We start from the raw sequence: 26461 nt of genomic DNA on the forward strand, positions 1-26461 counted from the left end.
GCTCAGGTGACCTCCTCGGGCTCGGGCTGCTTGGAGGTGACGTCCGCCTCGGACTCGGGCCGCTCCGAGGCGACCTCCATTGTTCGCTTCCGGTCGGCCAGGCGCTGGTGCAGCTGCTCGGCGACCGACTCCTTGGCCGCCTCGGACAGTTCGGTCGACGTGGTGTCCGCGACCGGGTCGGGTGGCGTGGACGCGCGCTGCTCCTCCAAGGCCGACAGCAGCCTGGCGCGGGTGACCGCGCCGAGGCGGCGGCGGGCCGTGCCGACCGCGGCGAGGATGACCGCCATCTTGATGTCCCGGCCCGACACCTCGGACACGTCGGCGAGTTCGTCGAGTGAGACGTCCTCGTGCACGGGCAGTTCGGCGGGCAGGTGGGTCTGCCAGATGCGCTTGCGGGCCGCGTGGTCGGGGAGGACGAAGTCGACGTGCAGCAGCCGCGACTCGATCGCCGCGTCGTAACTGTGCGGCAGGTTGCTGGCGAAGATCACCAGCCCCTCGAAGGTGTCGAGCGCCATCAGCAGCTCCGTTCGCATGGAGTTGATGGCGCTCTCCGCGGCCTGCTGGGGCTGCGCGAACCGGCGTGAGAGCAGCGACTCGGCCTCGTCGACGAACAGGACCGCGTTCTGCTCCTTGGCCGTGGCGAACAGCGCGGCGAGGTTCTTGGGACCCTCACCGTGGTATTTGCTCTCCAGATCCGACAGCCGACAGGACAGGATGCGACGCTTCAGCCGGTGCGCGATGGCGTGGGCCGCCATGGTCTTGCCCGTTCCGGGCGGCCCGCGGAAGTTGACCGCCGTGGACGGATTGGGCTCGATCGACCTCAGATTCCAGGTGCCGAAGACGAGTGGGGTCACCTCGACAAGCGAGACGCAGTCGAGCAGCCGACTGATCGTTTCCTCGGGCAGCACCAACTGGTCGAAGGTGTAGAGAGGTTCGACCGTCGAGAATGTCGGCGTGCTCGGCTCCTCCTCCTCTGAGGTCGGGGCCGACGGGGTCTGCTGAAGGGGCGGTTCGGCGGATCCGGCGCTGAGGACGAACGGAGCGGGCTGGTAGCGGTCGATGACCTCACCGAGCAGTTCGAACAACCGCACTCTGAACTTCACCAGCTCACGCTCCGGCACGTCCGCGGGGAATCCGCTGAGGAAGAGCGGCGGCCGGGACCAGGAGCTCTCGCTCCTGCCCCGCTCCGACCGGTCCGGTTCATGTCTGGACACGGATCACACCCCCCGACGTACGGAGCTTGCGGACGAGTTCGGGATCCATGGCGTGGGCGTCCCAGGTCTGGGCGGCGGTCCTGACGCCGAACGGCGTGAAGACTCCGCCGACGACGTGGTAGTCCCCGCTGGCGAGGCGCTCGGAGAGGATCTCGGCGTATCCACCCCGCATGGCTCGCGCGTGGATCCAGGTGTGCACCATGTCCCAGGTCACCTGGGACAGCGCGGCTCCGGCGGCGAAGCTGCTCGCCAGCAGGAACAGGATGAGACTGATCGGTTCCACGGGGCGCCCCTCACTCGTAGACGACTAAGCCGCGGCCCGTCGCGTGGCTCTGTACGACTTGGGCGCCCGGTTCGCGCGAACTGGCGAGTGCGCGTGCGTCGAGCACCCGACCCGTGCGCGCGTCGAACAGGCCCTGAACGATGCGTGTGGAGGCGCTTGCCTGGGACGGACCGAAGACCCCGCTCACCTTTGCGTAGTCCTTGTTCTTGATGCGCTCGGCCAGTGTGAAGGCGATCGCGTCGGTGTTCTCCGCCTTGATCTTTCCACGAGCCCTGAACCATTCCGTGATGATTTCCACGGTGATGGCAATGATGACCACTGCGATATATCCGAAAGCGAAGATCGCAGCGGCCAGAGTTACTGGATCCACTGTTCTTTCCCCCGATACTGCTCGTTCGGTACTGTTCGTTTTCTACACCTTTTTGTTCACTTGCGGCGCCGGAACCACTGGTTCAGTTCCTCGTCGTCGATCCGCATATTCGATCGACGCCTCAGGCGTATCCGCAGAGCCGCGAGGAGCATGAGCGAAATGAAGACCATTCCCGCGGCCAGGCTCGCCCATTTCCACATGGATTCCTCCTTCGGTGATCTACTCGAAAATGATGAGTTCTTTCCCGGCGAGCATGCCCTCCAGCTCTCTGTCCAGCTGCTTCGCCGCCATGACCCTGCCGTACGGAGACCCGGAAGGCGCGAGGCACGGTTTGTTCTCCTGGTCGACGAACAGCTGAAGGCAGAGAACTCCCATGGGAAGGCCGTGTCGTGTCAGGAGGGCGCCGTGGTGCACCTGAGGGTCGTCCGGACGTTCGTCGACGAAATAGCGAATGATCTCGTCGAAGGTGAGTAGATCCCATGCGATCGGCCGCGGCACCTGAGCCTTTTTGATCGCCACTCCACCGAGCAGTCTCAGGAGGGCGGCGATCGCCTCCAGGGCGTCCGGTGACGGTGGTTCGGTCACCCAGCGCCGTCGTAGGCGCGCACGGTGAGAATGCGGATCATCGGCCATATCATCTCCCCCGAAGCCGGATATCCAGACGAGTGAGTGTAGCGGCGAAAGCCATTTCTCGCGCTGTCTTTTTTCGGGCTCTGCCTGTGCGATTTACTGTGCGATTCACAGAGTGCCGGTAGCGTTTCCCGGGGGAATTGGGGCGGGTGGTGCGAATGTCGCGGCGGCCGCGGCGCGGCAGGCTCTACGCGCTCCACGCCCCAGGGGCGATGTGTTCTCAGGCTGTGAGTCGCAACAGGGCTGTCGCGTGCTGGGGGCGTGGCTGGTAGTGATCGGCTGCGGTGGCGTTGTCGGTCCAGCCGGCTGGCGCATGAGTCCGATGGCAAGGTTGCGCAGGGTGGCTATGGCGCGGGGTGCGGTGCCGGTCCGTGCTCGCGAGGCATCCTCGCCGAACGTGACGTCTCTGACGTGGGGCAGGGCCTCAACTGACCAGTGATTCTGAACGAGTTCGGCGAGTTGGACCAGGTTGTCCTGTTCGGGCGGGGTGCTGGTGACCGCGTAGACGGTCTTCGTCTCGGCCTTGCCGGTCTTGCGGCGGGTGCGGCGCGGATCGGGTATCCGGCCCAAAACCTCGGTCAGGGAGGTGAACTGCTGTGGTTCCGGATACGGGCAGGTGACGTCGATGTCCTCTCAGCGGCGCTGCAGGACACCGATCAGGGAGGATGGCTCGCGAACGCGACCCCTGTTCGTGATCAAAGGCTTCGACAACCTTGATCATCAGGGGTCGCGTCTCTCGTTGCCGAACCGGGCGAACCGTGCGCAGCGGCACGTACGCAGGCGATCGACTCATCTCGCCGGCTGGGAACCCATCAGCCCTGCGTCGACGACGCGCACCAGATGGTGTGTCCGGTCCTGAAGGTCGTTACGGGCACTCTTGGATTCGTTCTCGGGGATCCGGGCTGGGCCCGCCGGGCCTCAGCGGCACTGGGATCCGATCGGCTCGTATGTGCCGCTGCGGAAGCCGGGGGCATGCGCGGCCCGGCCAACCTTCCGTGAATTCTGGATGGAGTCGGGTCAGCCGAGGGGGCATGCCGCAGACGTCATGACCGCATGCCCCTGAGCCTGTGATCATGAAGCTGGAGGAGTTACTCCTCGTCCGCCGCAGGGGTAAGGCCCGTCGGGCACGACGCCCCCCGGGGGTACTTAGCTTGACCCCCGTCCCGCCGATCCCGCAGTAGCCGTTAATGTTGCGGTCAAGATACTGCTGGTGTCAGTTCCCTCCCGGATATCGGGACTTGCCTGGCGGCGTTGCATTACCAGCCAGGCGGCAGGACGGTCGGTGTGCGGAGCCACCACCAGCGGGCTTCACGGCCTTCGGCGAGGGGCCGCCAGTACAGGGAAAGCTCGGCGCCGCCGTCAGAGGTGGTGACTGTCGTGTATCGCTCGTCGAGAAGGTCGAGCGTCCGGCGGATCTTGACGGCGACTTGCTGGGGCAGTGCTTCGACGTACTCCTCCAGTGAGTCGCGCACGGTGAGGTTGTTCAGGTACTCGTAGACCATGTAGTAGTCGGTCGACGGCCAGTCCTGTTCCATTCGTCGGATCAGCACCTGCCAGAGACGGAGGCAGGAGAGCACTCCGTAAGTCGGTTCCCGCAACTGGCTGGCGGTCTGCTCGCTGACACCGGCCCGCTCGACCTGAAGTCTTTGCAGGTCGAACAGGCTGACCGCGGCCCGGTCCTCCGGTGTGAGACGACGGACCAGGGCCTCCACCTCTGACAACCTCGCGCTTGTCATCCCTCGGCCGGCGCGACCCCGATCGGGCAGGAAACACCGGTCCCCCCGATTCCGCAGTAGCCGTTAATGTTGCGGTCGAGATACTGCTGGTGCTTGCGATCCCTTGCAGCGTTGATGTGACACCGATGCCGGCCCGGGTCTGCCGAGGCGGCTTGCATGGACTCAGAAGCGGTCATGCCATGGAGTTGAAGACTGCATCGGCATGCCTACTGAGACTGTCCATCAGGGTGCGGTGCGGTTCTGAGTGCCTCAGCAGCGCCGTCAGCCTCCGTCAAGGCCGTAGAGGTCACTTCCCCAATCACCAGTGCCTGAACGATCACATCGTTTGCCTGGCGGGCGCGTGTCATGCCCATGATGATCAAAAGCGTTGAGATGGCGAAGGTCAGAAGGAACAAGGGGGAAGCTCGCGCGGAGAGTGCGACAGCCAAGACGGCAACGCCGGCGCCGACATTGACTCGTAAGTCCGCCTCAGCCATTAGGCGATCATGATCAGCGTAGAGGGTTGAGTTCTTGGCATGGAGCCGCGTGCCCAACTGCCCAAGTTCGTCCAGGACGTAGCGCAGGAGGATCCTCTCAGCGACATCGCGATGCCGCTCTGACCTGTGGGATTCGAGCCACAGCGGGAGAGGGCTCGTACTCACGTGGGCCTGCAGGTCTGCCCAAGCCTGTCGTGTCAGCAGCCTGGTGTCCGTGAAGGTCGGATAGCCGACTATGGCCGTTGCTGTCCGGTACTGCATGAGCACCGGGCGTCCCTGAATGAAGGGCCATCGATCCGGGAGCACGACGTCCGGTTCCCAAGCATCATGCGTCGGCTCACGAAGAAGTTGATTCGCGGGAATGCTCACTACGCTCCCAACGAGGTACGCCGTGAAGAAGAGAGCAGCCCCAACGCCTGGCCTGCCAACCAGTTCTGCAAGATCGTAAATTCTTCTGGCGAAGCCGGTAGCTTCGGCCCGACTTGGGATCCGATCGCCGAGGGCAACCCATAGCGTAAGCAACCAGAGAACGCCCGTGGCCAGGGGCGTGCGCAGTTCTCGGAAGCCGGGAAGTACCTGTGTAAGCACAACCCCCCTCGGTCCAGCCGTCTCCAGAGGGCCATGATCCATCGTTCGTGCAACTGAGTCACGTGGGTTGGTGCTGTCTTTATTTTCAGGGGTGAGGATGCACTCAGCCGGGCCGAGGGGTGGGCGGTACGCCTCGCGGTGGCCGGGGTGACCCCACGTCGAGACGAGACCATGGGAACGGTGGCGCTCGCAGCGGCTGGTCGTTCTGTGGCGAATGCCGACACCAAGCCCTGGGTATCAAGGTTCGCTGCCGTGCTTTTCGTGGCTTAGCGCTCGACGAAGCGGGGCTCCGGCCATGCTGTGATTGGCTCGCTGGACGCCGAGTAGATCTCCAAGAACGAGAGATAGCCGTCCTGTGTGAACACCATTACCCCGGCGTCCCCCGGCGTCCCCCGGCGTCCCCCGGCACGACGTACCACGCGTCCGCAGCCGGGTTGCCGTGCGTCGGTGCAGGCGGCACCGCGGCGCGATCGACTGCCAGGTCGACGGTCGCGCAGCCGCATCCGCATGTGCCCGCCGCCTGCGCGTGCGGGATCTGAGCGCGGAGGGCGCTGCTCACCGGATTCGTACCGGTCAGCAACGCCCTCAAGGTCTCCGCAGCCTCCGGGGAGAGGGCCCAGCCATCTGCCTTGGCGACACCAATCGGGCAGGAGACGCCCGTCCCGCCCGTCCCGCAGTACCCGTTCGGGTTTTTGCTGCTTGAAAGGTACTGCTGGTGGTACGGCTCGGCCGGGTAGAAGTCGTGCCCTTCTCCGAGACGGTCCGCCCGTAGCCCGAAGCGGTAAGACCCTTCTGGCGCAGCATCGTTGCCAGAAAGCTGCATTCGCTGAGGTGTTGCGCATACCGTCATGGGCCATCAGGAGCCCACCGGCCCACTGTTCCTCACCTGAGCAGGCCCATCGGCCCGTCGTCCTCCTCGGCGCGACCGGGGACACGGCGACGGGCAGTGGGCCCGGCTCCGCGTCCGAACGACGGATGCGGTCCAGCGGCTTCCCTCCAGTCCGACCAGTCGGTACGTTCAACGGGCCCGGCCCCTTCCGGATTCATCCGCGGACGCATGACGGAGGCCCCATGTCCCAGCAAGCGCCTGATGTTCAAGGCCACTGCGATGCGCGCTTCTCGGCGGTGCGCGCCGCGTTCGAGGGGAACTTCCGCGAGCGCGGCGAACTGGGCGCGGCCGTGACCGTCACGCTCGACGGCGAGACCGTGGTGGACCTGTGGGGCGGCTGGGCCGACGCGGCGCGCACCCGCCCCTGGGAGCGGGAGACGCTGGTCAACGTGTGGTCGACGTCGAAGGGACCGACCTCACTGTGTGCCCACATCCTGGCCGATCGGGGGCTGCTCGACTTCGACGCCCCGGTGGCCACGTACTGGCCGGAGTTCGCGGCGGCGGGCAAGGAGTCGGTGCTCGTACGGCATCTGCTGTCGCACCGGGCCGGGCTGTCCGGGCTGCGTGAGCCGCACACGTTCGCGCAGCTCTGCGACTGGGAGCTGACCGTCGAGCGGCTCGCGGCCCAGGAGCCGTGGTGGGAGCCCGGGTCGCAGTCCGGCTATCACGCGCTCACGTTCGGCCACCTGGTCGGCGAGGTCGTACGACGGGTTTCGGGGCTGCTGCCGGGCGCCTTCCTGGAGCGGGAGGTGACCGGGCCGCTCGGCATCGACTTCACCATCGGGCTGCCGGAGAAGGAGGCCGACCGGGCGGCCGAGCTCGTGCATCCGCCGGCCGCGACCTCCAGTGAACAGGCCGCGATCTTCGCCCAGTTGGCGCCCGAAGCGCTGGCCGCGCTCGCCAATCCGCTCGTCGGCGCGGACGAGGCGAACACGCCGCGGTGGCGGGCGGCCGAGATCCCGGCCGCGAACGGCCACGGGACGGCCCGCGCGGTCGCCGCGCTGTACGCGATCTTCGCCCGGCGAGGCGCGTACGGCTCCCAGCGAGTGCTCTCGCCGGAGGCCGCCGAGCGAGTGCGCGAGGGCCAGGGCAGCTGCCGCGACCTGGTGCTGGGCGCCGGTTTCGAGAACGAGACGGAGGTCGGGCTCGGGCTGTGGCTGAGCGGCCCCAACGGGTCGTACGGACCCAACCCGCGGGCTTTCGGACACGACGGCTTCGGCGGCTCCTGCGGTCTCGCCGACCCGGAGGCGGGCGTGTCCCTCGGGTACGTCATGAACCGCATGGGCCCGCACATCGCCGACGACCCAAGGAAGATGGCACTCGTCGACGCCCTGTACAGCGCGCTCTGAGCACGTCCGCACCGTACGGAGGGTGCGGACTGAAATCGGCCGAACTGCCCGACCGCTCTTTCCTGGTGGTTTAGACCAATGCTAGATGTGGTGCCGCAACGAGCCCGCACGGCTACGTCTTGTCACCACACAGGAGGCGCGGACATGGCCCGCACCACCCATCCATCCGACCACGAGCCGCTGTACTCGCGGATCGCCACGCAACTGCTCGGCGAACTGCGGGACGGTTCCATTCCGCCCGGTGAACGACTGCCGGGGGAACGGGAGTTGGCCACCCGCTTCGGCGTGAGCCGGGAAACCGTACGGCAGGCGCTGCAGATGCTGCGGCGCAGCGGTCTGGTCTCCACCGACCGGCGCGGCAGCCACGCCACGCTGCCCGGCACGACCGCCGAGCACGTCCCGTCCCTCGACTTCCCCGTCGGCGCGCACACCGCCGAACCGTGCGCCGTCCGACGGACCACGGTGAACTGGGAGACTCCACCACCCGAACACGCGCACGCGCTCGGACTCGCTCCGCGACGCCCGACGCTGGTCCACCGTTACGAGTCGGCCGCGGCGGACGGCACCGGGCTGCGGACGGCCGTGACCTCCTTCTCCGCGGTCGCGGTGACCGAGGTCGAGGAGCTGGCGCGCTACCGCGACCGCGCGGACGGCACCGCGGAGGCGCAGCTGCGCCGGGCGTACGACTGGATGCGCAAGGCGGGGCTTACCCTGCACCACCGGGACTCGATCACCCGGCTCCCGCAGTCCGTGCGGGTCACCCGGCGGGTGCACGACCAGTACGACCGGCCCCTGGAGATCACCGATCTGGTGGTGGACGCCCAGCAGGACGCCCTGGTCTACGAGTTCACCCTGCCGGCGGCCGGGTGAACTCTCCCGGGCGACGGAAGTACATGCGTACGGTGGAGCCCGTGGGCCCGATTTCCTCGGCGACGAGATCGCTCAACTGCCGTAACACCCACAGGCCGTGGCCGCTCACGGACCGCGCGTCGGGCGGCAGCTGCCCGGGGAATCGCACGGGTACCGCCGAGTTGTGCGCGCCGTGGTCGACGATCTCGCAGATCACGTAGTCGGGATCGCTGCGCAGCCGCAGCACACCGCCTCCGCCGCCGAACCGCACGGCGTTGACCAGCGCCTCGTGGACCGCCGCCACCATGTCGTACGTCCGCTGTTCGGGCATGCCCGAACGGCGGGCGTACGCGGCGAGGGCACGGCGCGCGGCCGCCGACCGGCCGCGTGCGAAGCGGATGTCGTCCGGGCCGTCGGACAGTGGGGCCCGCGAGCGGGCGGCATCGCGCTCGGCGTACAAGTCGGCCGGGTCGGCGTAGTGTCCGCTCGGGGCGGACATGCGGGCGCCGAGGGCGAGTTCGGGGTGGGTGCGGGTCGCCGAGCGCACCACGTCGGCGGGGACGGTGCGGGTGTCGTAGGGGCACAGGATCCAATGGCCGGAGTGCACGAAGGCGACGTTCAGCAGCGACTCGTAGCGCATCCACTCGCGGGCCTCGAACTCCGTGCGGCCCGTCCAGACGGGTTCGCCGATGACCCGCACACGGCTTTCCTGGCCGTGGTCCGCGCAGTACGCGTGGTACTGGCCCAGGGTGCGGGAGGGGCGGAGGTACCAGTCGTCGGCGTCGACGAACTCTATGTCCCCGGAGCGGCGGCCGAGGGCCTCTTCGAGGAGCGCGATGTTGTGGCGTCGGACGACGGCGAGGACGGCGTCGCCCGCGGCCAGGCCGTCGTGGACGAACTCCAGGGTTCCTTCGAGGAATTCGTCGTCCGAGCCGTAGCGCAGCCCCTGGTGGACGAACTCGGTGCGGGTCATGGCGGATCCTCTCCCTGCTCGATCCGCAGGCCGGGCACACGGTCCCAGCCGGTCACCCGCATCACGCGCTGGACGTGCGGGGCGACGCCGTACAGGACCAGGGTGCCGCCCGCCGCATACAGGCCGAGCGCCGAGAAGACCAGTAGGCGCAGCGCGCCGACGTCGACGAAACGCAGGTCGCGCAGGTCGAGTCGGGTGCGGATGCCGTTCGCGGTGCGGGCGCGGGCGCGGGCCGTCTCGGCGTACAGCGCGCGGGCGACGGCGGTGACGTTCGTGTCGTCGATCTCCCCGGCGAGTGCCAGGCCGGGCGGTGCGAAGGTGCGCGTGATGGAGAGCAGTTCGTCCTGCCAGACGAGGTCGGCGGCGACCCGGCCGTGGTGCAGTCCGTCGAGCGGTGCCAGCTCCTCCTCGTCGAAGACGCGGCGGTCGTACTGGCAGATGCCGAGCACGGGCAGGGAGGCGAAGACGGGGTCGAGGAGGAGCTCGCTGTCGTGCAGCATCTTGAGGCTCTCGCCCGCCCCGCGGCACAACACCTCCATGCTGACGCGCAGCCCGAGGAAGCCGTCGGCGACCGCGCGGCGCGCCTCGCGGCGGATCACCTCGTCCAGGTCCCAGAGCCCTTCGGGCGTGGCGAGATGCGGGTCGACGGCCAGTCGTCCGGCCGCGATCTCTTCGTCCACGGGGCAGCCGTACGCTTCCAGAAAGGACAGGGCCAGGACCGCCGGAATGTCCCCGGGTGTGAGCACCAGCCCGCGCTGCCCGCTGGCCAGCCCGTCGAGGAGGAACACGGCGAGTACGGTCTCGCGCTGCTCGTCGGTGTCGTAGCCGAGCAGCAGATGGTCTCCGGGACGCATCTGCCCGACGGCTCGCAGCGGCGGTACGACTGTCATCCCCCGCACCCCCCAAGGTCGCCACTCGGTGTGCCGGGACGGTTCCACGCTACGCCTGACGCGGCTTCGGTGTGAGGGGGTTATCGTGACCGCCATCGGGACCGGTGAGGGGGAACGATGGCTGCCTCAGTGCGCAACGGCCGAGCAGGCAATCTGCCCGCCGAGGCCAATACCTTCATCGGACGCCAGAGTGAACTCGCCGACATATCACGCCTGTTGGGCACCGCGCGCCTCGTCACGCTCACCGGTCCCGGAGGTGTGGGCAAGTCACGGCTGGCGCTGCGGGCGGCGCTTGCGGCGCGGGAGGCGTTCACCGGCGGGGGGTGGCTCGTCGAACTGTCGGAGCTGCGAAACCCGGATCTGCTCACCAACGCCGTGGCCCAGGCGACCCGGCTGACCGAGCAGACCCTGCTGCCGCTCCTGGAGGCGCTCTGCGAGCATCTGGCCGGGGCACCGCCGCTGCTCCTTCTCGACACTTGCGAGCACGTGCTCGACGAGTGCGCGCGCCTGGTGCTGGAGCTCCTCGGCCGGGTACCGGAGTTACGGGTGCTGGCCACCAGCCGCCAGCCGCTGGGTGTGCCGGGCGAGCACCTGCTGACGGTGGCGCCGCTGCCGCTCGGGGAACGGGACGACGCGGTGGCCCTGTTCGCGGCGCGCGCGACGGCGGCAGTGCCGTCGTTCGCGCTGACCGACGCCAACCGGGCGAGCGTGGCGGCCGTCTGCGCCCGTCTCGACGGGATTCCGCTGGCCCTGGAGCTGGCCGCGGTGCGGCTGCGCGGGCTCCCCCTCGACCGGCTCCTCGAGGGTCTCGACTCCCGGTTCGACCTGCTCGTCTCGCCCGCGCGGCCGCGCCTGGCCCGCCATCAGACACTGCGTACGGCCATCGGCTGGAGCCATGAGCTGTGCAGCCCGCTGGAACGGCTGCTGTGGGCGCGTCTGTCGGTGTTCGCGGGCGGCTGGGACGTGGAGGCGGCCGAATTCGTCTGCCACGGCGGCCCGTTGGACGCCGAGGACATTCTCGGGCTGCTCGCCTCCCTCACCGAGAAGTCGATCGTGACGCGCGAGGACGACGGCGCGGCCGTGCGCTACCGGATGCTCGACACGGTTCGCTCGTTCGGCGCCGAGTGGCTCGACGGCCTCGGGGAGGCGGACGCCGTGCGCCGCCGCCATCGGGACTACTTCCGCTGGACCGCCCGGCAGGGCGAGGCCGAGTGGCTCGGCCCCGGCCAGCGGATGTGGGCCGAGCGGCTCAGCGCGGAGCACGCCAATCTGCGGCTGGCGATGGAGGAGTGCCTGGCGGCGTCGGAGCCGGAGACAGCGCTCGAACTCGCGGGCACGCTTTGGTACTTCTGGTTCGCCTGCGGCTTCGCCGAAGAGGGGCGCGGATATTTGGAGCGCGCACTGCGCCGGGCCCACACGCTGGGCCCCGAGCACACGCTCGCCATCTGGACGCACCGCCTGGTCACCGTCGTACCCGATGACCTGGACGCCGCGGAGTCCGTCAGCGCCGCGTATGTGTGGCTCGCCGAGGAACGCCACCTGCCGGTGCCCGCCCTGCCGTTGACCGGTGCGAGCCTGGCTGTGCGCGGGGAGTCGGCGCGTTCGGCGGTGCTGTACGGGAGTGCCCCGCAGTGGCCCGGGGCCGGTGGAGGCGCGGAGTTCTTCCAGTTGCTGACGCTCGCCGTGCAGGCCTATCTGCTGGCCAGCCAGGGCGCCTTCGAGCGGTGCGCGGCGGTGGCGGAACGGCTGCGCGCGGACTGTGCGAAGCGGGGCGAACTGTGGATGCGGGCCTGGGGCGACTTCTTCGTCTCCCTCTCCGGTATCGGCCTGGGCCGCCCGGACGAGGCGCTGCGTACGGGGCGCGAGGCGCTGGCCGCCAAGTGGCGCGTGCACGACCAGCTCGGCGCCGCGGCGGTCACCGACCTGCTGGTGGCCGCGCAGGCCTGCCGGGGCGAGCCGGAGCTCGCCGCGCAGCTCCTCGGCGTCAGCAGACGTCTCTGGTACGCGGCCGGGCTCCCCCGGCTCGGAAACTCCGAGACGACCGTCTTCCGCAGAGAGTACGTACGCCGGTTGCGCGCGGCCCTGGGCCAGGCCCGATTCGCCGAAGCGGTGCGCGAGGGCCACGAGTTGGGGCCGGACGCGGCGGTGACGCTGGCGCTGGGCGGGCTGCCTCAACAGCCTTGAGGCCGGCGAGGTGCCGCAAGTGCTGTGAGGCTCCCTCACCACGGATCGTGAGCGCCCGCCTGTACCGGATCTTCCATGAGCCGGGCACCGGCTCGCGGTCCGCGCCGCGGGACGCGCTGGACTCTCTGGGCCGCACGGGGACGGTGGGGACTATGGCGCGAGCACATCCTCGCCCCGTGCGGGCGAGTTCGAAATGGCCTTCGACAACGATCTCCTCGACTTCGTCCGCAGCTGAGCAGCCGGGCCGACCGGGCAGGGAGAGAGGTGAGGTGTTCGCCGCCGGCCTTCCCGGTCGACGGCCTCGGTGACGGCGGTGTCCCCATGTCCCGTCACCGCCTCCGCCTTCACGGACGAGAGAGAGCTGCCCCCGCCTTGTGCGGGGGCAGACCCGTCTCAGCTCTCCTCGGCCGACCACGAGGCGACGGCCGCGGCGCGCCCGGACCACAGCGAGGAAGCCAGCGAAACGCCCGCGCCGACCAGCAGTACCGCCACCACGACCCATGACGCATGGCCGATCGCGTCGGTGAAGGCGACCCGTGGATCACGGACTTGGCGCACGCGATCGTCGAAACGCGAGGTCATCAGCGTGCCGAGGACGCTGGTGCCGAGTACGGCGCCGATCTGGCGGGCGGCGTTCACCGTGCCGCCCGCCTCACCCTCGCGACCGCGCGGCACATGGCTGACGGCGAGCGCGGTGGACGGCGCGTTGGCGAGACCGCAGCCGAGGCCGAAGACGACGAAGGCGGCGGCGTATCCGCCGAACGTGGTGCCGGGATCGACGCACGCGAAGAGCGTGGCTCCGACGGCCGCGAGCAGCAGACCGGCGGTGATCAGGGTGCGTGGCCCCAGTCGCCGTACGAGCACTCCCGCGAGCACCGAGGCGGCGATGAACGTGCCGAATTCCGCCAGGAGTTGAGCGCCCACCTCCAGCGCCGTCAGCCCCCGCACCCGCTGCAGCCAGAGCACCTCCAGGAGGGAGAGGCCGACGAAGCCGAACAGGACGGCCGCGGCCAGCAGCAGCGAGGCACCGTAGGACGGGTCGCGCATCAGACGCAGGTCGACCATCGGGGCCGTCCGGCGCAGTTCGACCGCGGCGAAGGCGGCGAGGAGGACGACCGCTGCGGCGCCGGCCGCGAGGGCCCGGCCGGATCCGTAGCCGTGATGGCCGCCGTCGATGAGCCAGAAGACCATCAGGGCGAGTCCACCGATGGCCGTCGACTGACCTGCCCAGTCGAGGCGCTGGGAAGGGTTGCGCGACTCCTCCACATGGCGCAGGGCGACCGCCGCACCGAGCGCGGCGACGACCAGGTTGAGCCAGAACGCGGTGTGCCAGGTCCACCAGCGCAGGGCCAGGCCCGCGGTGACGGGACCGATGGCGAGGCCGAGTCCGGAGGTGGCCGCCCAGGCCGCGATCGCTCCGGCACGGCGGCGGGGATCCGGGACGGCGTGGGTGATGAGTGCGAGTGAGCTGGGCGTGATGAGCGCGCCTCCGAGGCCCGCGACCGCCTGTCCGGCGAGGACGGCGGCCAGGCTCCCGGCGAAGACCAGCACCACTCCGCCCGCGGCCATCGCGGCGGCTCCGGCGAGGAAGACACGCCGCCGTCCCCACCGGTCGGCGAGCGCGCCCGCCCCCAGCACACAGGAGGCGACGACCAGGGTGTACATGCTGGGCACCCACACCAGGTCGGCCGCGGCGATGTGCAGGTCGTCCTGGACGGCACTGAGGGTGCCGATCGTCTGAGTGGTCTGCAGGAAGACCGTGAACAGGCCCAGACAGGCGGCGATCAGGACCGGCAACGGACGCTCTCCACGGGCGAGGCGCGTCTCGGTCGCCGTGTCGCGCAGGTCAGACGTCATGAGGCACCCCACCGGGCAGCGGGACCTTGGCCTGGCGGGTGATGTCGACGGGCGTGGGCCGAGGGTCGGCGCCGCTGGCGAGCGCGGTGGCTCCGGTGATGTTCACGATCGGTCCTGGAGGGAGGTGTGAGGTAGTTAGTTTGGAAAGCAGACTCACCCTACCCAAGTGAGTTGGAAAAACAAATGCTTAAGGAGGCAGGGCTCTGCCCTGACAGATGGAACTGGAGTACCTAGGCAGGCGCCGTGCCAGGGCCCCGCGTGGCCACGACCATCCGGCACCGCGGGGCACCGTCCCGGCGATACCCGAGTTCGGGCAGCGCGTGAAGATCGACCTCGAAACCGGCCCGCGCCAGCTCTCGCCGTACGTCACCGAGACGGAACGCCCGGTAGTACATGACGAACGGCGGACGCCAGAAGGCGTTGCGCACCCGCATCACCGCGTCGAAGCCCAGCAGGGCCCAGTACCAGGGCGAGGTCGGCCCGGGCGGGGCCATGATCGGGAACGCGAAGCGCCCGCCAGGACGCAGTACGGAGTGGACCTGGGCGAACAGGCCCGGCAGCTCGCGCGGCAGGAAATGACCGAAGGCACCGAAGCTCACGACCAGGTCGAACGCGGGGCCGAAGGGGAGGGCACGGGCGTCGCCGCGTACCCACATGGCAGGGGGCCGGGCCGGCGGTGCCGCAAGGGACGACGGGCCGGCGCCACCCAGCCGCGCGCGCCCCACCGCCAGCATCCCCGCGCTGATGTCGACCCCGGTGACGCTCTCGCGACACAGGGTGCCCAGGACGTGCATGCCGGCCCCGGTGCCACAGCACAGATCGAGTCCCGCGTCGAACGGCCCCATGGGGTGCAGCGCCCGTCCCACCGCGTCGAGGATCGAGTCCGGTGTCCGAAACGGCGTGTGGTCGAACTTCGGCGCGAGCAGGTCGTAGCCGTGTTCGACGGACGAGAGGGCCTGCACGGCCAGTTCGCGGAGCGTGGGACCTTGCGGGGTGAACATCGCCTTCAGCTTAGGGGCAGCGGACAAGGAGTGCGCTGACCTATGGTCCCCTGCATGACTTCGTTCCGTCCCGCCCCCGCCTGGCTGGCCGACGCCGTCTTCTACCAGATCTACCCGCAGTCGTTCGCCGACTCGAACGGCGACGGCATCGGCGACTTCAACGGAATCGCCGAGCGCCTCGACCACCTCGCGTGGCTGGGCGTCAACACCGTGTGGCTCAACCCCTGCTTCGCCTCACCGTTCCGCGACGCCGGATACGACGTCTGCGACTATCTCGGCACCGCGCCCCGCTACGGCTCGAACGACGACCTCGCCGAGCTGGTGGACGAAGCGGGCCGCCGCGGCATCCGCGTGCTGCTGGACCTCGTGGCGGGTCACACCTCCGACGAGCACCCGTGGTTCAGGACCGCCGCGAACGATCCGACCGACGACCGGTACATCTGGGCGCCCGAGGGCCTGCCCGCCGGCTTCGTCCCCTCCCCTGGTACCCGCCCGGGCGGGTACCTCCCGAACTTCTTCGGCTTTCAGCCCGCCCTCAACTTCGGTTACGCGCGCGAGAATCCGGACGAGCCCTGGCGTCGACCGGTCGACGCCGAGGGCCCGCGCGCCAACCGGGCGACCCTGCGCGCGATCATGGACCACTGGCTGGGGCTCGGCCTGTCCGGCTTCCGCGTCGACATGGCCGCGTCGCTGGTGAAGGACGACGCCGACAAGACGGAAACCGCCAGGATCTGGACGGAGTTGCGCCACTGGCTGGACGGCGCCCATCCGGACGCGGTGCTGCTCTCGGAGTGGGGCGAGCCGGAGGTGTCCGTCCCCGCGGGCTTCCACGCGGACTTCTTCCTCCAGTTCGGCGGACCCACCGACGGCCGCGCCCTGCGCTCGCTGTGGAGCAACGCCGAGGGCACGGTCAACGAGGCGTGGGCCCCGCTCGACTGCTTCTTCGACCCCAGCGGCAAGGGCTCGCCCCGCCCCTTCGTCGAGGCCTGGCACCGGGCGTCCACCGCCGTCGGCGACAGTGGCTTCATCTCCCTGCCCACCGCCAACCACGACTTCTCACGGCTCAACTGCGGCCCCCGCACGGCCGATCAGCTCCCCGCCGCCTTCACCTTCCAGCTCACCTGGCCGACACTCCCGGCGATCTACTACGGCGACGAGATCGGGATGCGCTACCTCCCGGGCCTGCCCGACAAGGAGGGCAGCGTGCTGGGCCCCCGCTACAACCGCGCGGGCTCCCGCACCCCGATGCAGTGGGACGACAGCCCGAACGCCGGCTTCTCCACCGCCCCGCCCGACCATCTCTACCTCCCGCTCGACCCGTCCCCGGACCGCCCGACGGTCGCCGCCCAGCACGCCGACGACAGCTCCCTCCTGCATCTCGTACGCCGCCTCGTCGCCCTCCGCACGGGCACGCCGGAACTGGGCTCGGGCGGCTCGGTGGAGGTGCTGAACGCCGGCTGTCCGTTCGTGTATGTGCGGGGCGAGCGGTATCTCGTCGTGGTCAATCCGCAGCGGGATACCGTGCGTTACGTGTGCGACGGCACCGATGACGCACGTCCCCTGGAGTCCGCCGGCATCCTCTTTCATGACGGAACCATCACCGCACGGGGATTCGCGTACGGCATCTTCGAGCTCGGCCGGCCGGCCGGCCGGTGACTCAACTGTCGTTCTCGACATATGCCTTGGTGCGTGCTTCACTCGTGACATGGCATCAATTCGCCTGACTCGCCCCACCCTTGAGGTCCTCAAGGTGCTACTGGCCTCCACGCCCGACAACCCGGCGTGGGGGCTGCGGATCTGTGAAGAGGCCGATCTCGGCTCCGGCACGGTCTATCCGATTCTCGAACGGCTCGTCGACGCGGGATGGACGGTCCGCAGAGCCGAGACCGGCGAGCATCCCGGTCGCCCGAAGCGCTACTACTACGAGCTCACGGCCACAGGCCGGCAGGCGACCCATCTGGCGAGCGAACGCAAGCCGCGGCTCTTCGGGCTGCGCCCGGCCGATGACGGGGGTGCGGCATGAGCGTCGAGGAACGGCACGAGGAGCCCGTCCCGACGGCCGGCCCACTCGCTGTCGTCGCCGTCCTGGCCCCCGTGCTGGCTGGGACGTTTGCCGCCGTGTGCCTTCTCGTGGGCTACGGGCTGAAGATGCTGAGCCCGGCTCCCTCGTTCGCCGCCACGCTGCTCACCACGGGCTGGGTCTTCGGGGCCCTCACGGCGCTCGCCATCCTGGTCGCCGCGCTCGGCCTGCTGTTCACAGCCCTCCGCAACGGCAGCTCTTCAGCCGAGGAGACGCCCGCTGCGGCCCCGTCCGTCCCCCGGCGCCGCCCAAGTCGCGCGGGCAACGGCACGCTGGGCTTCGCCGCGTTCGTCGCCGGACGACGTCGCACCCACCTCCGCGAGGAGTGGGCGGCCATCCTCGCCGGTGATCCGGAGCAGGACATCGTGCTGTCCTCTCGCGCGCGGATGCGTTACGCGCTCGGCTTCCTGTGGGCGGCCGTCCGGATGCGCGTCCGCGATCTCGCCGCTCCCCTGTGGGTACCGGTGGACTGGCTGCTGACCGTCGAGTCGCGCACGAACGGCTTCATCGCAGCCGTCGTCGGAACCCAGGCGATCTACATCGTCGGCCACGGTGGTCTCCCCGCCCTCGTCACGGAGGTCTGGGAGCCCTGCGGGATCGTGGGCGGCGCCCTCTACGTCCTGGCCCGTTGGCTCCGCCGTATCCGCGGCATCGAGCTCGCCACGGCGACACGGGACGAACCACCCGGTGAGTGAGCACGAGTCGCGCGACAACGCCCCGCTTCGAACCGAATGCGGGGCGTCGTCGTGCTGCGGACTCCGTCCGTGGACTAGGGGGCTTCTGATGGATCTCCGCGGCGTCGCGACGCCCGGCACGCACTCTCGCCGCACCGGACAAAAGCCCTACGAAGTGGCTCCGCTCGTCGTCTACCTGCTCTCGGACGAGTCGTCGTACGTGAACGGCGCCGAGATCACCATGGACGGCGGCTACTCGGCGCACGGCGGCGTGAAGGCGATCACGAACGCGCTCGACTCGTAGTCACCAGCCGGTCCCGAGCCGGTCGTTCGGACCTGCGCAGCAAGGTGAGCGCGCACCCCAGCCCGACCGCGGCGAGCACGACACACGCGGTGAACGCGGCCCGGTAGCCGGCCGTCAGCCCCGCGAGCCCGGGGCCGCCGGTCCAGGACATGGCGACGGACGAGACCACCGCGACCCCGAAGGCGCCCCCGATCTGGAAGGCCGCGGTGTTGATGCCGGACGCCACGCCCGACTCCCGCTCCGCCACACCGGTAAGCGCCGCGATGGACCCGGCGACCGCGCAGGCGCCCAGACCCGGCCCGAAGATCAACAGCCCGGGGAACAGGTCACGGACGAATCCGCCGTCCACAGGAACCCCGGCCAGCAGCAGGCTGCCCACGCCCACCAGCGCAAGGCCGCCGACCGCGACCGGGCGTGCGCCGATTCGGGTGACCAGGGCCTGGCCCGCGTACGAACCGATGACGGCCGTCGCGGGCATCACGACGTTGTAGAGGCCGAACCTGAGCGGCGAGTAGCCGAGCACGCCCTGCCCGTACTGGGAGAGCGTGTACGACATCCCGAAGGCGCAGCTGCCGAGCAGGAACACCACGAGGTTGCCGCCGCTCACCGACCGCGTGCGCAGCAGCCGAAGCGGCACCAGGGGCTGCGTGGACCGTGCCTCGACGCGGACGAAGAGCAGTGCCAGCGCGGCCGCGACGGCGAACAGGCCGACCGTCTGCGCGGACAGCCACCCGGCGCGGGGTGCCTCGACGACCGCGTACACGCATGCGACGAGCGTGGCGGTGACGGTGAGTGCCCCGGCCGGGTCGTACGAGCGGGTGCCTGCCTCGGCCCGGCTCTCCCGCAGCAGCCGTGGGCTCAGGGTGAGCAGGAGCAGCGCGACCGGCGCATTCAGGAAGAAGACCCACTGCCAGCCGAGGACATCGGTGAGCGGTCCGCCGATCAGCAGCGCGGCCGTGGCGCCGAATCCGCCGCTGCCGGACCAGATGGCGAGGGCCTTGTTCCGTTCAGGGCCCTCCTCGAAGGTGTTGAGCAGGAGGGACAGCGCGGTGGGCGCCATGACGGCGGCGGAGACGCCCTGCACGGCGCGCGCCGCCACCAGCACGCCCGCGCTCCAGGCGAACCCGCACAGCAGCGAGGACACTCCGAACAACAGCGTGCCGGCCATGAAGACACGGCGGCGGCCCAGGAGATCGGCGACCCGGCCGCCGAGCAGCAGCAACCCGCCGAAGCTCAGCAGATAGGCGCTCATGACCCATTGCGCGCCGCCCGTCGAGAAGCCGAGGCCGTCCGCGATGGACGGCAGCGCGAGGACGACGATCTGCGCGTCCAGGATGACCATGAATCCGGCCAGGCAGAGCAGGGCCAAGGCGCGCCGGCGGCGGGGGTCGGGGGTGCCGACGGACGGTGCCGTGGGGGTGTACGTGGCGGTCATGGCTCAGCTCCCCAGGCGGAGGCCGGCGAGCCATACGTCCGGGGCACCGGGCCCTGGCTCGAGTTCCGGGGCATCTGGACCCGGTACGGGCGGAGCCGGGTCGACCTGGCCCGACACGACCGGATACGGCGCCGACGGGCCGGCCGAATCGGACATGGCGCCCGACGCGGCCGAGGCGCCGTGCGTCTGCGGCGTCGCCTGCCTGCGGGGCCCGAGCAGCCGGGCGAGGGCCTTCCTGACGGGCCGCGTCGGGACATCGACGGGGACGGTTGCGGTCACGGGAGCCTCCAGTGTCGCGATCGGGTCCTTGCACCCCACCGACGAACGGTCCCTACACCGATCGACACTCCGCGAGCCGTTTCTCCAGGAAGCGCCTCTCGGCGTCGTTCTCCACCTGCTCCAGCGCCCTGGCGTACGCCTCCGCGGCCTCCGGCGTGCGCCCCATGCGGCGCAGCAGGTCCGCGCGAGTCGCGGGCAGTAGGTGATAGCCCTCCAGCTCGCCCTCCCTTTCCAGTTTCGCCACCAGGGCCAGTCCTGCCGCCGGACTCTCGGCCATGCCCACGGCGACCGCCCGGTTGAGCCGCACCACGGCGGAGGGCACGAAGCGCTCCAACTCGCCGTAGAGGGCCGCGATGTCGGCCCAGTCCGTGTCCTCGGTGGTGGCGGCGGTGGCGTGGCAGGCGGCGATGGCGGCCTGGATCTGGTACGGCCCCGGACGCCCGCGGCGCAAGGCGGTTTCCAGCAGGGCGGCACCCTCGTCGATCGATGCCCTGTCCCAGGCCGTACGGTCCTGGTCCTCCAGCGTGACCAGTTCGCCCGCCGCGTCGACCCGCGTGCCGCGCCGGGCGTCGTGCAGCAGCAACAATGCGAGCAGACCCAGCACTTCGGGCTCGTCGGGCATCAGGCGGGTCAGCACGCGGGCGAGCCGGATCGCCTCCGCGCACAGGTTCGTGCGCACCAGATCGGCGCCCACCGTGGCGGCGTACCCCTCGTTGAAGAGCAGGTAGAGCACGCCGAGAACGCCCGTCGTCCGTTCGGGGAGGAGGTGCGCGGGCGGTACGCGGTACGGGATGCCCGCGTTGCGGATCTTCCGCTTGGCGCGGACCAGGCGCTGCGCCATGGTCGTCTCGGGGACGAGGAAGGCGCGGGCGATCTCGGGCGTGGTCAGCCCGGCGAGGGTGCGCAGGGTCAGCGCCACCCGGGCCTCGATGGGCAGCGCGGGGTGGCAGCAGGTGAAGATCAGCCGCAGCCGGTCGTCCTGGACCCCGCTGTCGTCTTCGTGTTCCGGGTCGTACGGTCCCTCGCCGCGCGCCAGCACGGCCACCTCCCGCAGCTTCTGTGCCCCCACCGCCTCCCGGCGCAGCACGTCCAGGGCGCGGTTGCGCGCGGTCGTGGTCAGCCAGGCGCCGGGGCGGCGCGGCACACCGTCGCACCGCCACCGGTCCAGGGCCTGGGCGAAGGCGTCCTGCGCGCACTCCTCGGCGAGGTCCCAGTCGCCGGTCACCCGGATCAGGGTGGCGACGACCTGACCCCACTCCTCGCGGAACGCGGCCGCGACCGCCTCCTCGACGTCGTTCACTCCCAGACCGGCCGCACCTCCACCGACCCGCCGCCCAGCGCCGCTGGATGACGGGACGCGAGCGCGATGGCCTCGTCGAGGTCGGCGACCTCGACGATGTCGAAGCCCGCGACGTACTCCTTGGACTCCACGAACGGACCGTCGCTGAGCAGGACTTCGTCGCCCTGGACGCGGACGGTGGTGGCGTCGGTGGACGGCCGCAGCCGGGCTCCGCCCTTCACCACGTCGCGGCTGCGGACCTCTTCGATGTACGAGGTGAAGCGGGGGTCGTCGGCGATCTCCTCGGGGCTGAGCTCCTCGCCGCCGACGGGGGTGCAGATGAAGAACACGTACTTCATGACCGTGCCTCCTCGTTTCCCGGGATTCCGGCGTCGAACGGGACCGATATGTGCTGGTGGACGATCTGCCACTTGTCTCCGGCCGCACGGTAACCGGTGGTCACCCGTGCGGTGGTGTCCAGCGCGTCGCCGTTGGTGAGCGTGGCGCGCATCCGCACGAGCGCGTGGCTGAACGCGACGCTCTCGTCGACCCGGACGCGGAAGTCGAGCACCTCGCGCTCCACGGGTCCGGCCAGCGTCGCCCACCACCACTCCTCGGCCTTGCGCAGGGCCTCGATCCCGCGCTGCTCCAGGCCGCTCATGGGGTGGAACACCTCGACGTCCTTCGCATAGCAGGCCATCGCCCGGTCGACGTCCCGCTCTCGGGCAGCGGCGGTCAGCTCCGCGTCCAACCGGCGGATCTCCCCCTCGGCGTCCTCGTCGTCCCAGAACGCGCGCACCTCCATGGCCCCGATGGACGCCACGGGGTGCTTGGCGGCCGCCTCGATCGCCTCCTCCATGGTGTCGCACTCGAGGATGTCGAACCCGGCGACGTACTCCTTCGTCTCGGCGAACGGCCCGTCGGTGCGCAGCACTTCGCCGTCGCGCACCCGCACGGTGACCGCCTCGGCGGGGAGCCGCAGCCGGTGGCCGTGCAGGCGTACGCCGCGCTCGGCGCCCAGCTCCTCGACCCAGGGTTCGACGGGCGCCATGCCGGAGGCGTCGGCGGTGTCGTCGCCGCAGACCAGCAGCATGTACTTCATGGTTCCTCCAGATGCTCACGAGGTCCTGACACCCCACCGACGAACGGGGCCGCTCCGAATCGACACCCTTCCAGATTCTCCTGCGTACGTCCGGACACGCGAGGAAGCCGGGGCGCGAGCCCCGGCTCCCGTCTCACACACCTGCGTACTGGACGGCCGCCGCCTCCGCCGCCGACTCGCCGGTGACGCCGACGGCCGCGCGGGCGGTGTTCTTGCGTACCAGCAGCAGGGTGACCACAGCGCCGAGCAGTGAGGCGCAGCCGCAGATCACCACGCCGAGCGCCATGCCGTGGCCGAGCGCGGTCCGGGCCGCCGCCCTGGCACCGACCGGTCATCTCGATCGGCACGGCGTTCACGGCCACCGAGGTCAGCGAGGACACGACGCAGATGAAGCCGATGCCGAGCAGCAGCACCGGGCCGATGAACGCCGCGAGGGACGTCGTGGTATGCGCGGGGTCAGCGGCGCAGCTTCACAGCAGCTCGCGGAGTCAGCCGCGGGAGGTTCCCGGCCGTACGGGGAGCGCTCGTACGCTGTTGCCCACGAAACTGGAGTGACGGGAGAGTTCCGTCTCGGACACGGCGAGGTCGAGGTCGGGGAAGCGGGTGAACAGCCGCTCCAGCGCGATGATGGACTCCAGGCGCGCCAGCGGGGCGCCCAGACAGTAGTGAGCGCCGTGCCCGAGGGAGAGGTGCCGGGCGGCGCCGGGCCTGCCGGGCCGGGTCACGTCGAAGCGGTCGGCGTCGGGGCCGTGCGCGGCCCGGTCGCGCCCCGCGGCCGAGTAACCGGCGAGCACCGGTGTGCCCTTGGGGATCACGGTCCCGTCGAGGGTGAGATCCCGCACCGGATACCGGAAGGGGAAGTAGCTGACCGGCGCGTCCCAGCGCAGCGTCTCCTCGACGACATCCGCCCAGCTCGCCTCGCCCTTGGTGACCAGGTCCAGTTGATCCCGGTGGCCGCACAACGCCCGTACGGCATTGGTGATGAGGTTCAGTGTGGTCTCGTGCCCGGCGATGATCATCAGCACCAGGGTGCCGATGAGTTCCTCCTGGCTCAGCCGGTCGCCCTCCTCGTCCCGGGCGGCGATCAACGCGCTGGTGAGGTCGTCGCCGGGCTCCTCGGCCCGCGCCGAGGCCACGGCGCTCAGGACGGCCACCAGCTCCCGGTTCGCGGCGACGGCCTGCTCGGGGCCGATGTCCGTGGCGACCACCTGGTTCGACAAATGGTGCAGCCGGTCTTGGTACTCCGCGTCGACACCGAGCAGCTCGCCGATGACCCCCATCGGCAGCGGCAGCGCGAAGTGCCGGCGCAGATCGGCGACTCCCCCACCGCCTTCGGCCGCGCGGTGAAGGTCGTCGAGCAATCCGGCCGTCAACTCATCGATACGGGGCCGAAGCTGCTCCACCCGACGTGCGGTGAACGCCTTGCTGACCAGCGACCGCAGCCGCCGATGGTCCTCCCCGTCCGCGGTCGTCATCCCCCGTACGGTCGCGAAGGTCGTCAACGGCCATCCGGCGGCTATCCGCCCCTCCCTCAGCGCCGTGAAGTGCTCCGCCCCCTTGGCGACTTCGGGATGCGCGAGGAACTCCTTCAACGCCTCGTGCCCGAGCACCGCCATGCCCGCCACCTCACCGGGCAGCACCACCGGTGTGACGGCGCCCCGCACGAGCAGCCGCGCGTTGTCGGCGTGCGGGCAGCCGCCGGCCGGGTCCATACGGTGCGGTGCGACGGGTGAGGTGTCCACCAATTCTCCTTGAGGGGCGCCGAGTCGGGACGTACGACGATCGATTCTGCCCGCTCACAGCACGGTACGCAGCAGCTCGGCGAAGCCCTTGGGGTGGGTGATGTTGCCGTCGTGCCCGCAGGGGAAGTGGAGCAGGCCGGCGCCGAGTCCGGCGGCCGGTTCCTGCGCGCAGCGGTGGTCGAAGACGTGGCCCGGGGTGGCGCGCCCGGCCGCGGCCGTCGCCTGCCGGGGCGCTGGGAACCGCCCGGTGCGCAGACCCCCTTCACCATCAGCGGCGGCCGAACGTGTCCAGCCCGATGTTGTCCGGGACGGGCCCGCTGCGCAGCCCGGTGTCGAGCGCGTCGATGGCCGCGACCTCGCCGGGGGTCAGCGCGAAGTCGAAGACGTCGAAGTTCTCCGCGATGCGGTGCGGCGTGACGGACTTCGGGATCGCGCACAGACCGTGCTCGATGTGCCAGCGCAGGACGACCTGGGCCGGGGTCCTGCCGTACTTGGCGGCGGCTTCGACGACGACCGGCTCCTCCAGGACGCTCCTGCCGCCGTTCGGGGCGTGGGGCCAGTAGCGGGTGATCCCGCCGAGCGGCGACCAGGCCTGGGTGACGATGCCCAGCCGGGCGTGCGCCTCGCGCAACTCCCCCTGGATGAAGTACGGGTGCAGTTCGACCTGGTTCACCGCCGGCACCACCTCGGTACGCTCCATGAGGTCGCTCAGGAGCCCCGGAGTGTGATTGGAGACGCCGATCGCCCGCACCCGGCCGTCGGCCAGCAGCTTCTCGGCGGCCCGGTAGGCGGCCGTCCACGGGTCCGGATCGGCCGGAGCCGGCTGGTGCAGCAGATACAGGTCCAGGTAGTCCAGCCCCAGGTTGGCCAGGCTGGTATCGAAGGCGCGCAGGGCGGAGTCGTAGCCGTAGTCGGACAGCCACAGCTTGGTCGTGACGAAGACGTCGCCGCGGTCGACGCCGGAGCGCACGAGGCCCTCGCCGACCTCCTTCTCGTTGCGGTACGCGGCCGCAGTGTCGATCAGGCGGTAGCCGTCCCTCAGGGCGGTGTCGACCGCGGCGGCGGTCTCCTCCGGAGGGCTCTGGTACACGCCGAGCCCCAGAGTGGGCATCTCGACGCCGTTGTTCAGCTTGAGGAGTGGGGTGCTGGACATGCAATTTCCTTGGAGAGAGAAGAGTTCACGGCTGGACGAGGACCTTCAGCGCCGCGCGGTCGGCCATCGCGCGGTAGCCGTCCGGTATGTCGCCCAGGCCGACGGTGCGGTCGAAGACGCGGCCGGGCTCGATCCGGCCCTCCAGCACGTCGGGCAGCAGTTCGTCGATGTAGGCGCGGGCCGGGGCCACCCCTCCGGTGAGGGTGATGTTGTTCATGAACTCCGTGAAGCCCAGGGGGATTTCGCCGTACTGGGGTGCGCCGACGCGGCTGACCGTGCCGCCGGGACGGACCACGCCGAGGGACATCCGCAGGGCCGGGAGCGTGCCGACGCACTCCAGCACGGTGTGGGTGCCGTCGCCGCGGGTCAGTTCCCGGACGCGCTCGATGCCTTCCTCGTCGCGCTCGGCCACGACGTCGGTGGCGCCGAAGTCGCGGCCCAGCTCGGTACGGTCCTTGTGCCGGCCCATCAGGACGATCCTCCCCCAGTCTCGGCTTCGCTCGACCGGGGGCACCCCCATGGCGCCGAGCCGCTTGGCGGCCAGCACGGCCGACAGCCCGACCGCGCCATCGCCGATCACGGTCACGGTCGTACGCGGGTCGACCCCGGCCGTCACCGCGCAGTGGTGGCCGGTGCAGAACACGTCGGAGAGGGTGAGCAGGGAGGGCAGGAGGGCCGAGTCCTCGGCGACGGGCAGCTTGACCAGCGTGCCCTGCGCCTGGGGCACCCGTACCGCCTCGCCCTGGCCGCCGTCGATACCGTCGCGCGCCCACAGGCCGCCGTGCCGGCAGGAGGTGTGCAGGCCCTCACGGCAGAAGTCGCAGGTGCTGTCGGACCAGACGAAGGGCGCGACCACCAGGTCACCACGCTTCAGCCCGGACACGTCCGAGCCGATGTCCTCCACCACGCCGAGGAATTCGTGGCCCATGCGTTCGCCTTGCTCGGTGGGCGGCATCGAGGCGTAGGGCCACAGGTCGCTGCCGCAGACGCAGGAACGCAGCACGCGTACGAGGGCGTCGGTGGGCTGTTGGATCTTCGGGTCGGGGACGTCCTCCACCCGGACGTCGCCGGCGCCGTACATCAGTGTTGCGCGCATGGGGATGCTTCCGATTCTCTGTTGTGCG

At 70.2% G+C, this 26461-nt stretch carries 25 protein-coding genes and 5 pseudogenes; 7 read left to right on the forward strand and 23 right to left on the reverse strand.

The window, feature by feature from the left end; translation table 11 throughout:
* Positions 1-2 precede the first annotated feature (2 nt).
* The 10 genes and pseudogenes from IEY95_RS00925 to IEY95_RS48575 all read right to left on the reverse strand — a co-directional run.
* On the reverse strand, positions 3-1214 hold the full coding sequence (locus tag IEY95_RS00925; RefSeq protein WP_189183863.1) for an ATP-binding protein: 1212 nt from the start codon (positions 1212-1214) through the stop codon (positions 3-5).
* Positions 1201-1497 carry a hypothetical protein gene (locus tag IEY95_RS00930; RefSeq protein ID WP_189183864.1) on the reverse strand — a complete coding sequence of 99 codons (297 nt, stop codon included), beginning with the start codon at positions 1495-1497 and terminating at the stop codon, positions 1201-1203. The genes IEY95_RS00925 and IEY95_RS00930 overlap by 14 nt, the downstream gene beginning before the upstream one ends.
* Positions 1498-1507: 10 nt before the next feature.
* Positions 1508-1867, reverse strand: coding sequence for a hypothetical protein (locus IEY95_RS00935; protein WP_189183865.1), 360 nt, complete (start codon positions 1865-1867; stop codon positions 1508-1510).
* A gap of 56 nt (positions 1868-1923) precedes the next feature.
* Complete coding sequence (locus tag IEY95_RS00940) at positions 1924-2067, reverse strand: hypothetical protein (protein ID WP_189183866.1); 144 nt, start codon at positions 2065-2067, stop codon at positions 1924-1926.
* A 19-nt stretch (positions 2068-2086) separates the two neighbouring features.
* Positions 2087-2452, reverse strand: coding sequence for a hypothetical protein (locus IEY95_RS00945; protein ID WP_189183867.1), 366 nt, complete (start codon positions 2450-2452; stop codon positions 2087-2089).
* 1133 nt (positions 2453-3585) lie between these two features.
* Positions 3586-3710: pseudogene (locus IEY95_RS50545) on the reverse strand (peptide-methionine (S)-S-oxide reductase MsrA); the annotation flags it as partial.
* 43 nt (positions 3711-3753) lie between these two features.
* A complete protein-coding gene (locus tag IEY95_RS00950; protein WP_189183868.1) occupies positions 3754-4218 on the reverse strand; it encodes a hypothetical protein in 465 nt (154 codons plus the stop codon).
* 11 nt (positions 4219-4229) lie between these two features.
* Positions 4230-4325, reverse strand: a pseudogene (locus tag IEY95_RS00955) (peptide-methionine (S)-S-oxide reductase MsrA); the annotation flags it as partial.
* A 114-nt stretch (positions 4326-4439) separates the two neighbouring features.
* The gene (locus IEY95_RS00960) at positions 4440-5297 is read right to left on the reverse strand and encodes a hypothetical protein (protein WP_189183869.1); all 858 of its coding nucleotides are present in this window, start codon (positions 5295-5297) and stop codon (positions 4440-4442) included.
* Positions 5298-5916: 619 nt separating this feature from the next.
* Positions 5917-6048, reverse strand: a pseudogene (locus tag IEY95_RS48575) (peptide-methionine (S)-S-oxide reductase MsrA); the annotation flags it as partial.
* Between the two features lie 320 nt (positions 6049-6368).
* Here IEY95_RS48575 and IEY95_RS00965 point away from each other — a divergent pair.
* Together IEY95_RS00965 and IEY95_RS00970 are read left to right on the forward strand one after the other, a co-directional pair.
* The gene (locus IEY95_RS00965) at positions 6369-7535 is read left to right on the forward strand and encodes a serine hydrolase domain-containing protein (RefSeq protein WP_189183870.1); all 1167 of its coding nucleotides are present in this window, start codon (positions 6369-6371) and stop codon (positions 7533-7535) included.
* Between the two features lie 144 nt (positions 7536-7679).
* Positions 7680-8405, forward strand: a complete 726-nt coding sequence (locus IEY95_RS00970; RefSeq protein ID WP_189183871.1) for a GntR family transcriptional regulator — start codon at positions 7680-7682, stop codon at positions 8403-8405.
* Here IEY95_RS00970 and IEY95_RS00975 read toward each other — a convergent pair.
* Both IEY95_RS00975 and IEY95_RS00980 read right to left on the reverse strand, forming a co-directional pair.
* The gene (locus tag IEY95_RS00975; RefSeq protein WP_189183872.1) at positions 8383-9357 is read right to left on the reverse strand and encodes an anti-sigma factor RsbA family regulatory protein; all 975 of its coding nucleotides are present in this window, start codon (positions 9355-9357) and stop codon (positions 8383-8385) included. The genes IEY95_RS00970 and IEY95_RS00975 overlap by 23 nt on opposite strands.
* Positions 9354-10247 carry an MEDS domain-containing protein gene (locus IEY95_RS00980; protein ID WP_189183873.1) on the reverse strand — a complete coding sequence of 298 codons (894 nt, stop codon included), beginning with the start codon at positions 10245-10247 and terminating at the stop codon, positions 9354-9356. The genes IEY95_RS00975 and IEY95_RS00980 overlap by 4 nt, the downstream gene beginning before the upstream one ends.
* A 117-nt stretch (positions 10248-10364) precedes the next feature.
* On the opposite strand from IEY95_RS00980, the gene IEY95_RS00985 reads away from it, so the two are divergent.
* A complete protein-coding gene (locus tag IEY95_RS00985) occupies positions 10365-12431 on the forward strand; it encodes an ATP-binding protein (protein WP_189183874.1) in 2067 nt (688 codons plus the stop codon).
* 393 nt (positions 12432-12824) lie between these two features.
* Here the strand turns inward: IEY95_RS00985 and IEY95_RS00990 are convergent, their stop codons facing one another.
* On the reverse strand, positions 12825-14288 hold the full coding sequence (locus IEY95_RS00990; RefSeq protein WP_189183875.1) for an MFS transporter: 1464 nt from the start codon (positions 14286-14288) through the stop codon (positions 12825-12827).
* Between the two features lie 230 nt (positions 14289-14518).
* Positions 14519-15289, reverse strand: coding sequence for a class I SAM-dependent methyltransferase (locus IEY95_RS00995; RefSeq protein ID WP_189183876.1), 771 nt, complete (start codon positions 15287-15289; stop codon positions 14519-14521).
* A gap of 54 nt (positions 15290-15343) precedes the next feature.
* On the opposite strand from IEY95_RS00995, the gene IEY95_RS01000 reads away from it, so the two are divergent.
* The 4 genes and pseudogenes from IEY95_RS01000 to IEY95_RS01015 all read left to right on the forward strand — a co-directional run.
* The gene (locus IEY95_RS01000) at positions 15344-16945 is read left to right on the forward strand and encodes an alpha-amylase family glycosyl hydrolase (RefSeq protein ID WP_189183877.1); all 1602 of its coding nucleotides are present in this window, start codon (positions 15344-15346) and stop codon (positions 16943-16945) included.
* Positions 16946-16994: 49 nt separating this feature from the next.
* Complete coding sequence (locus IEY95_RS01005) at positions 16995-17312, forward strand: PadR family transcriptional regulator (protein WP_189183878.1); 318 nt, start codon at positions 16995-16997, stop codon at positions 17310-17312.
* A gap of 35 nt (positions 17313-17347) precedes the next feature.
* A pseudogene (locus IEY95_RS01010) lies at positions 17348-17572 on the forward strand (hypothetical protein); the annotation flags it as partial.
* A gap of 622 nt (positions 17573-18194) precedes the next feature.
* A pseudogene (locus tag IEY95_RS01015) lies at positions 18195-18347 on the forward strand (SDR family oxidoreductase); the annotation flags it as partial.
* On the opposite strand, the gene IEY95_RS01020 reads toward IEY95_RS01015, so the two are convergent.
* From IEY95_RS01020 to IEY95_RS01060, 9 genes are all read right to left on the reverse strand, one after another.
* Entirely contained in the window at positions 18325-19782 is a 1458-nt protein-coding gene (locus tag IEY95_RS01020; RefSeq protein ID WP_189183879.1) for an MFS transporter, read from the reverse strand. The pseudogene IEY95_RS01015 and the gene IEY95_RS01020 overlap by 23 nt on opposite strands.
* 3 nt (positions 19783-19785) lie before the next feature.
* Positions 19786-20061, reverse strand: a complete 276-nt coding sequence (locus IEY95_RS01025) for a hypothetical protein (RefSeq protein WP_189183880.1) — start codon at positions 20059-20061, stop codon at positions 19786-19788.
* A gap of 52 nt (positions 20062-20113) precedes the next feature.
* The gene (locus IEY95_RS01030) at positions 20114-21367 is read right to left on the reverse strand and encodes an RNA polymerase sigma factor (RefSeq protein WP_189184582.1); all 1254 of its coding nucleotides are present in this window, start codon (positions 21365-21367) and stop codon (positions 20114-20116) included.
* Entirely contained in the window at positions 21358-21699 is a 342-nt protein-coding gene (locus IEY95_RS01035; protein WP_189184583.1) for a YciI family protein, read from the reverse strand. The genes IEY95_RS01030 and IEY95_RS01035 overlap by 10 nt, the downstream gene beginning before the upstream one ends.
* The gene (locus IEY95_RS01040; RefSeq protein ID WP_189183881.1) at positions 21696-22442 is read right to left on the reverse strand and encodes a nuclear transport factor 2 family protein; all 747 of its coding nucleotides are present in this window, start codon (positions 22440-22442) and stop codon (positions 21696-21698) included. Before IEY95_RS01040 ends, IEY95_RS01035 begins: the two co-directional genes overlap by 4 nt.
* A 133-nt stretch (positions 22443-22575) precedes the next feature.
* Positions 22576-22728, reverse strand: a complete 153-nt coding sequence (locus tag IEY95_RS48580; RefSeq protein WP_229702498.1) for a hypothetical protein — start codon at positions 22726-22728, stop codon at positions 22576-22578.
* Between the two features lie 202 nt (positions 22729-22930).
* Positions 22931-24154, reverse strand: coding sequence for a cytochrome P450 family protein (locus IEY95_RS01050; protein ID WP_189184584.1), 1224 nt, complete (start codon positions 24152-24154; stop codon positions 22931-22933).
* Positions 24155-24452: 298 nt separating this feature from the next.
* Positions 24453-25337, reverse strand: a complete 885-nt coding sequence (locus IEY95_RS01055; protein WP_189183882.1) for an aldo/keto reductase — start codon at positions 25335-25337, stop codon at positions 24453-24455.
* Between the two features lie 25 nt (positions 25338-25362).
* Positions 25363-26433, reverse strand: coding sequence for an alcohol dehydrogenase catalytic domain-containing protein (locus IEY95_RS01060; RefSeq protein ID WP_189183883.1), 1071 nt, complete (start codon positions 26431-26433; stop codon positions 25363-25365).
* Between the last annotated feature and the right edge of the window lie 28 nt (positions 26434-26461).

It is taken from the genome of Streptomyces albiflavescens (assembly GCF_014645835.1).
Lineage (GTDB): Bacteria > Actinomycetota > Actinomycetes > Streptomycetales > Streptomycetaceae > Streptomyces > Streptomyces albiflavescens.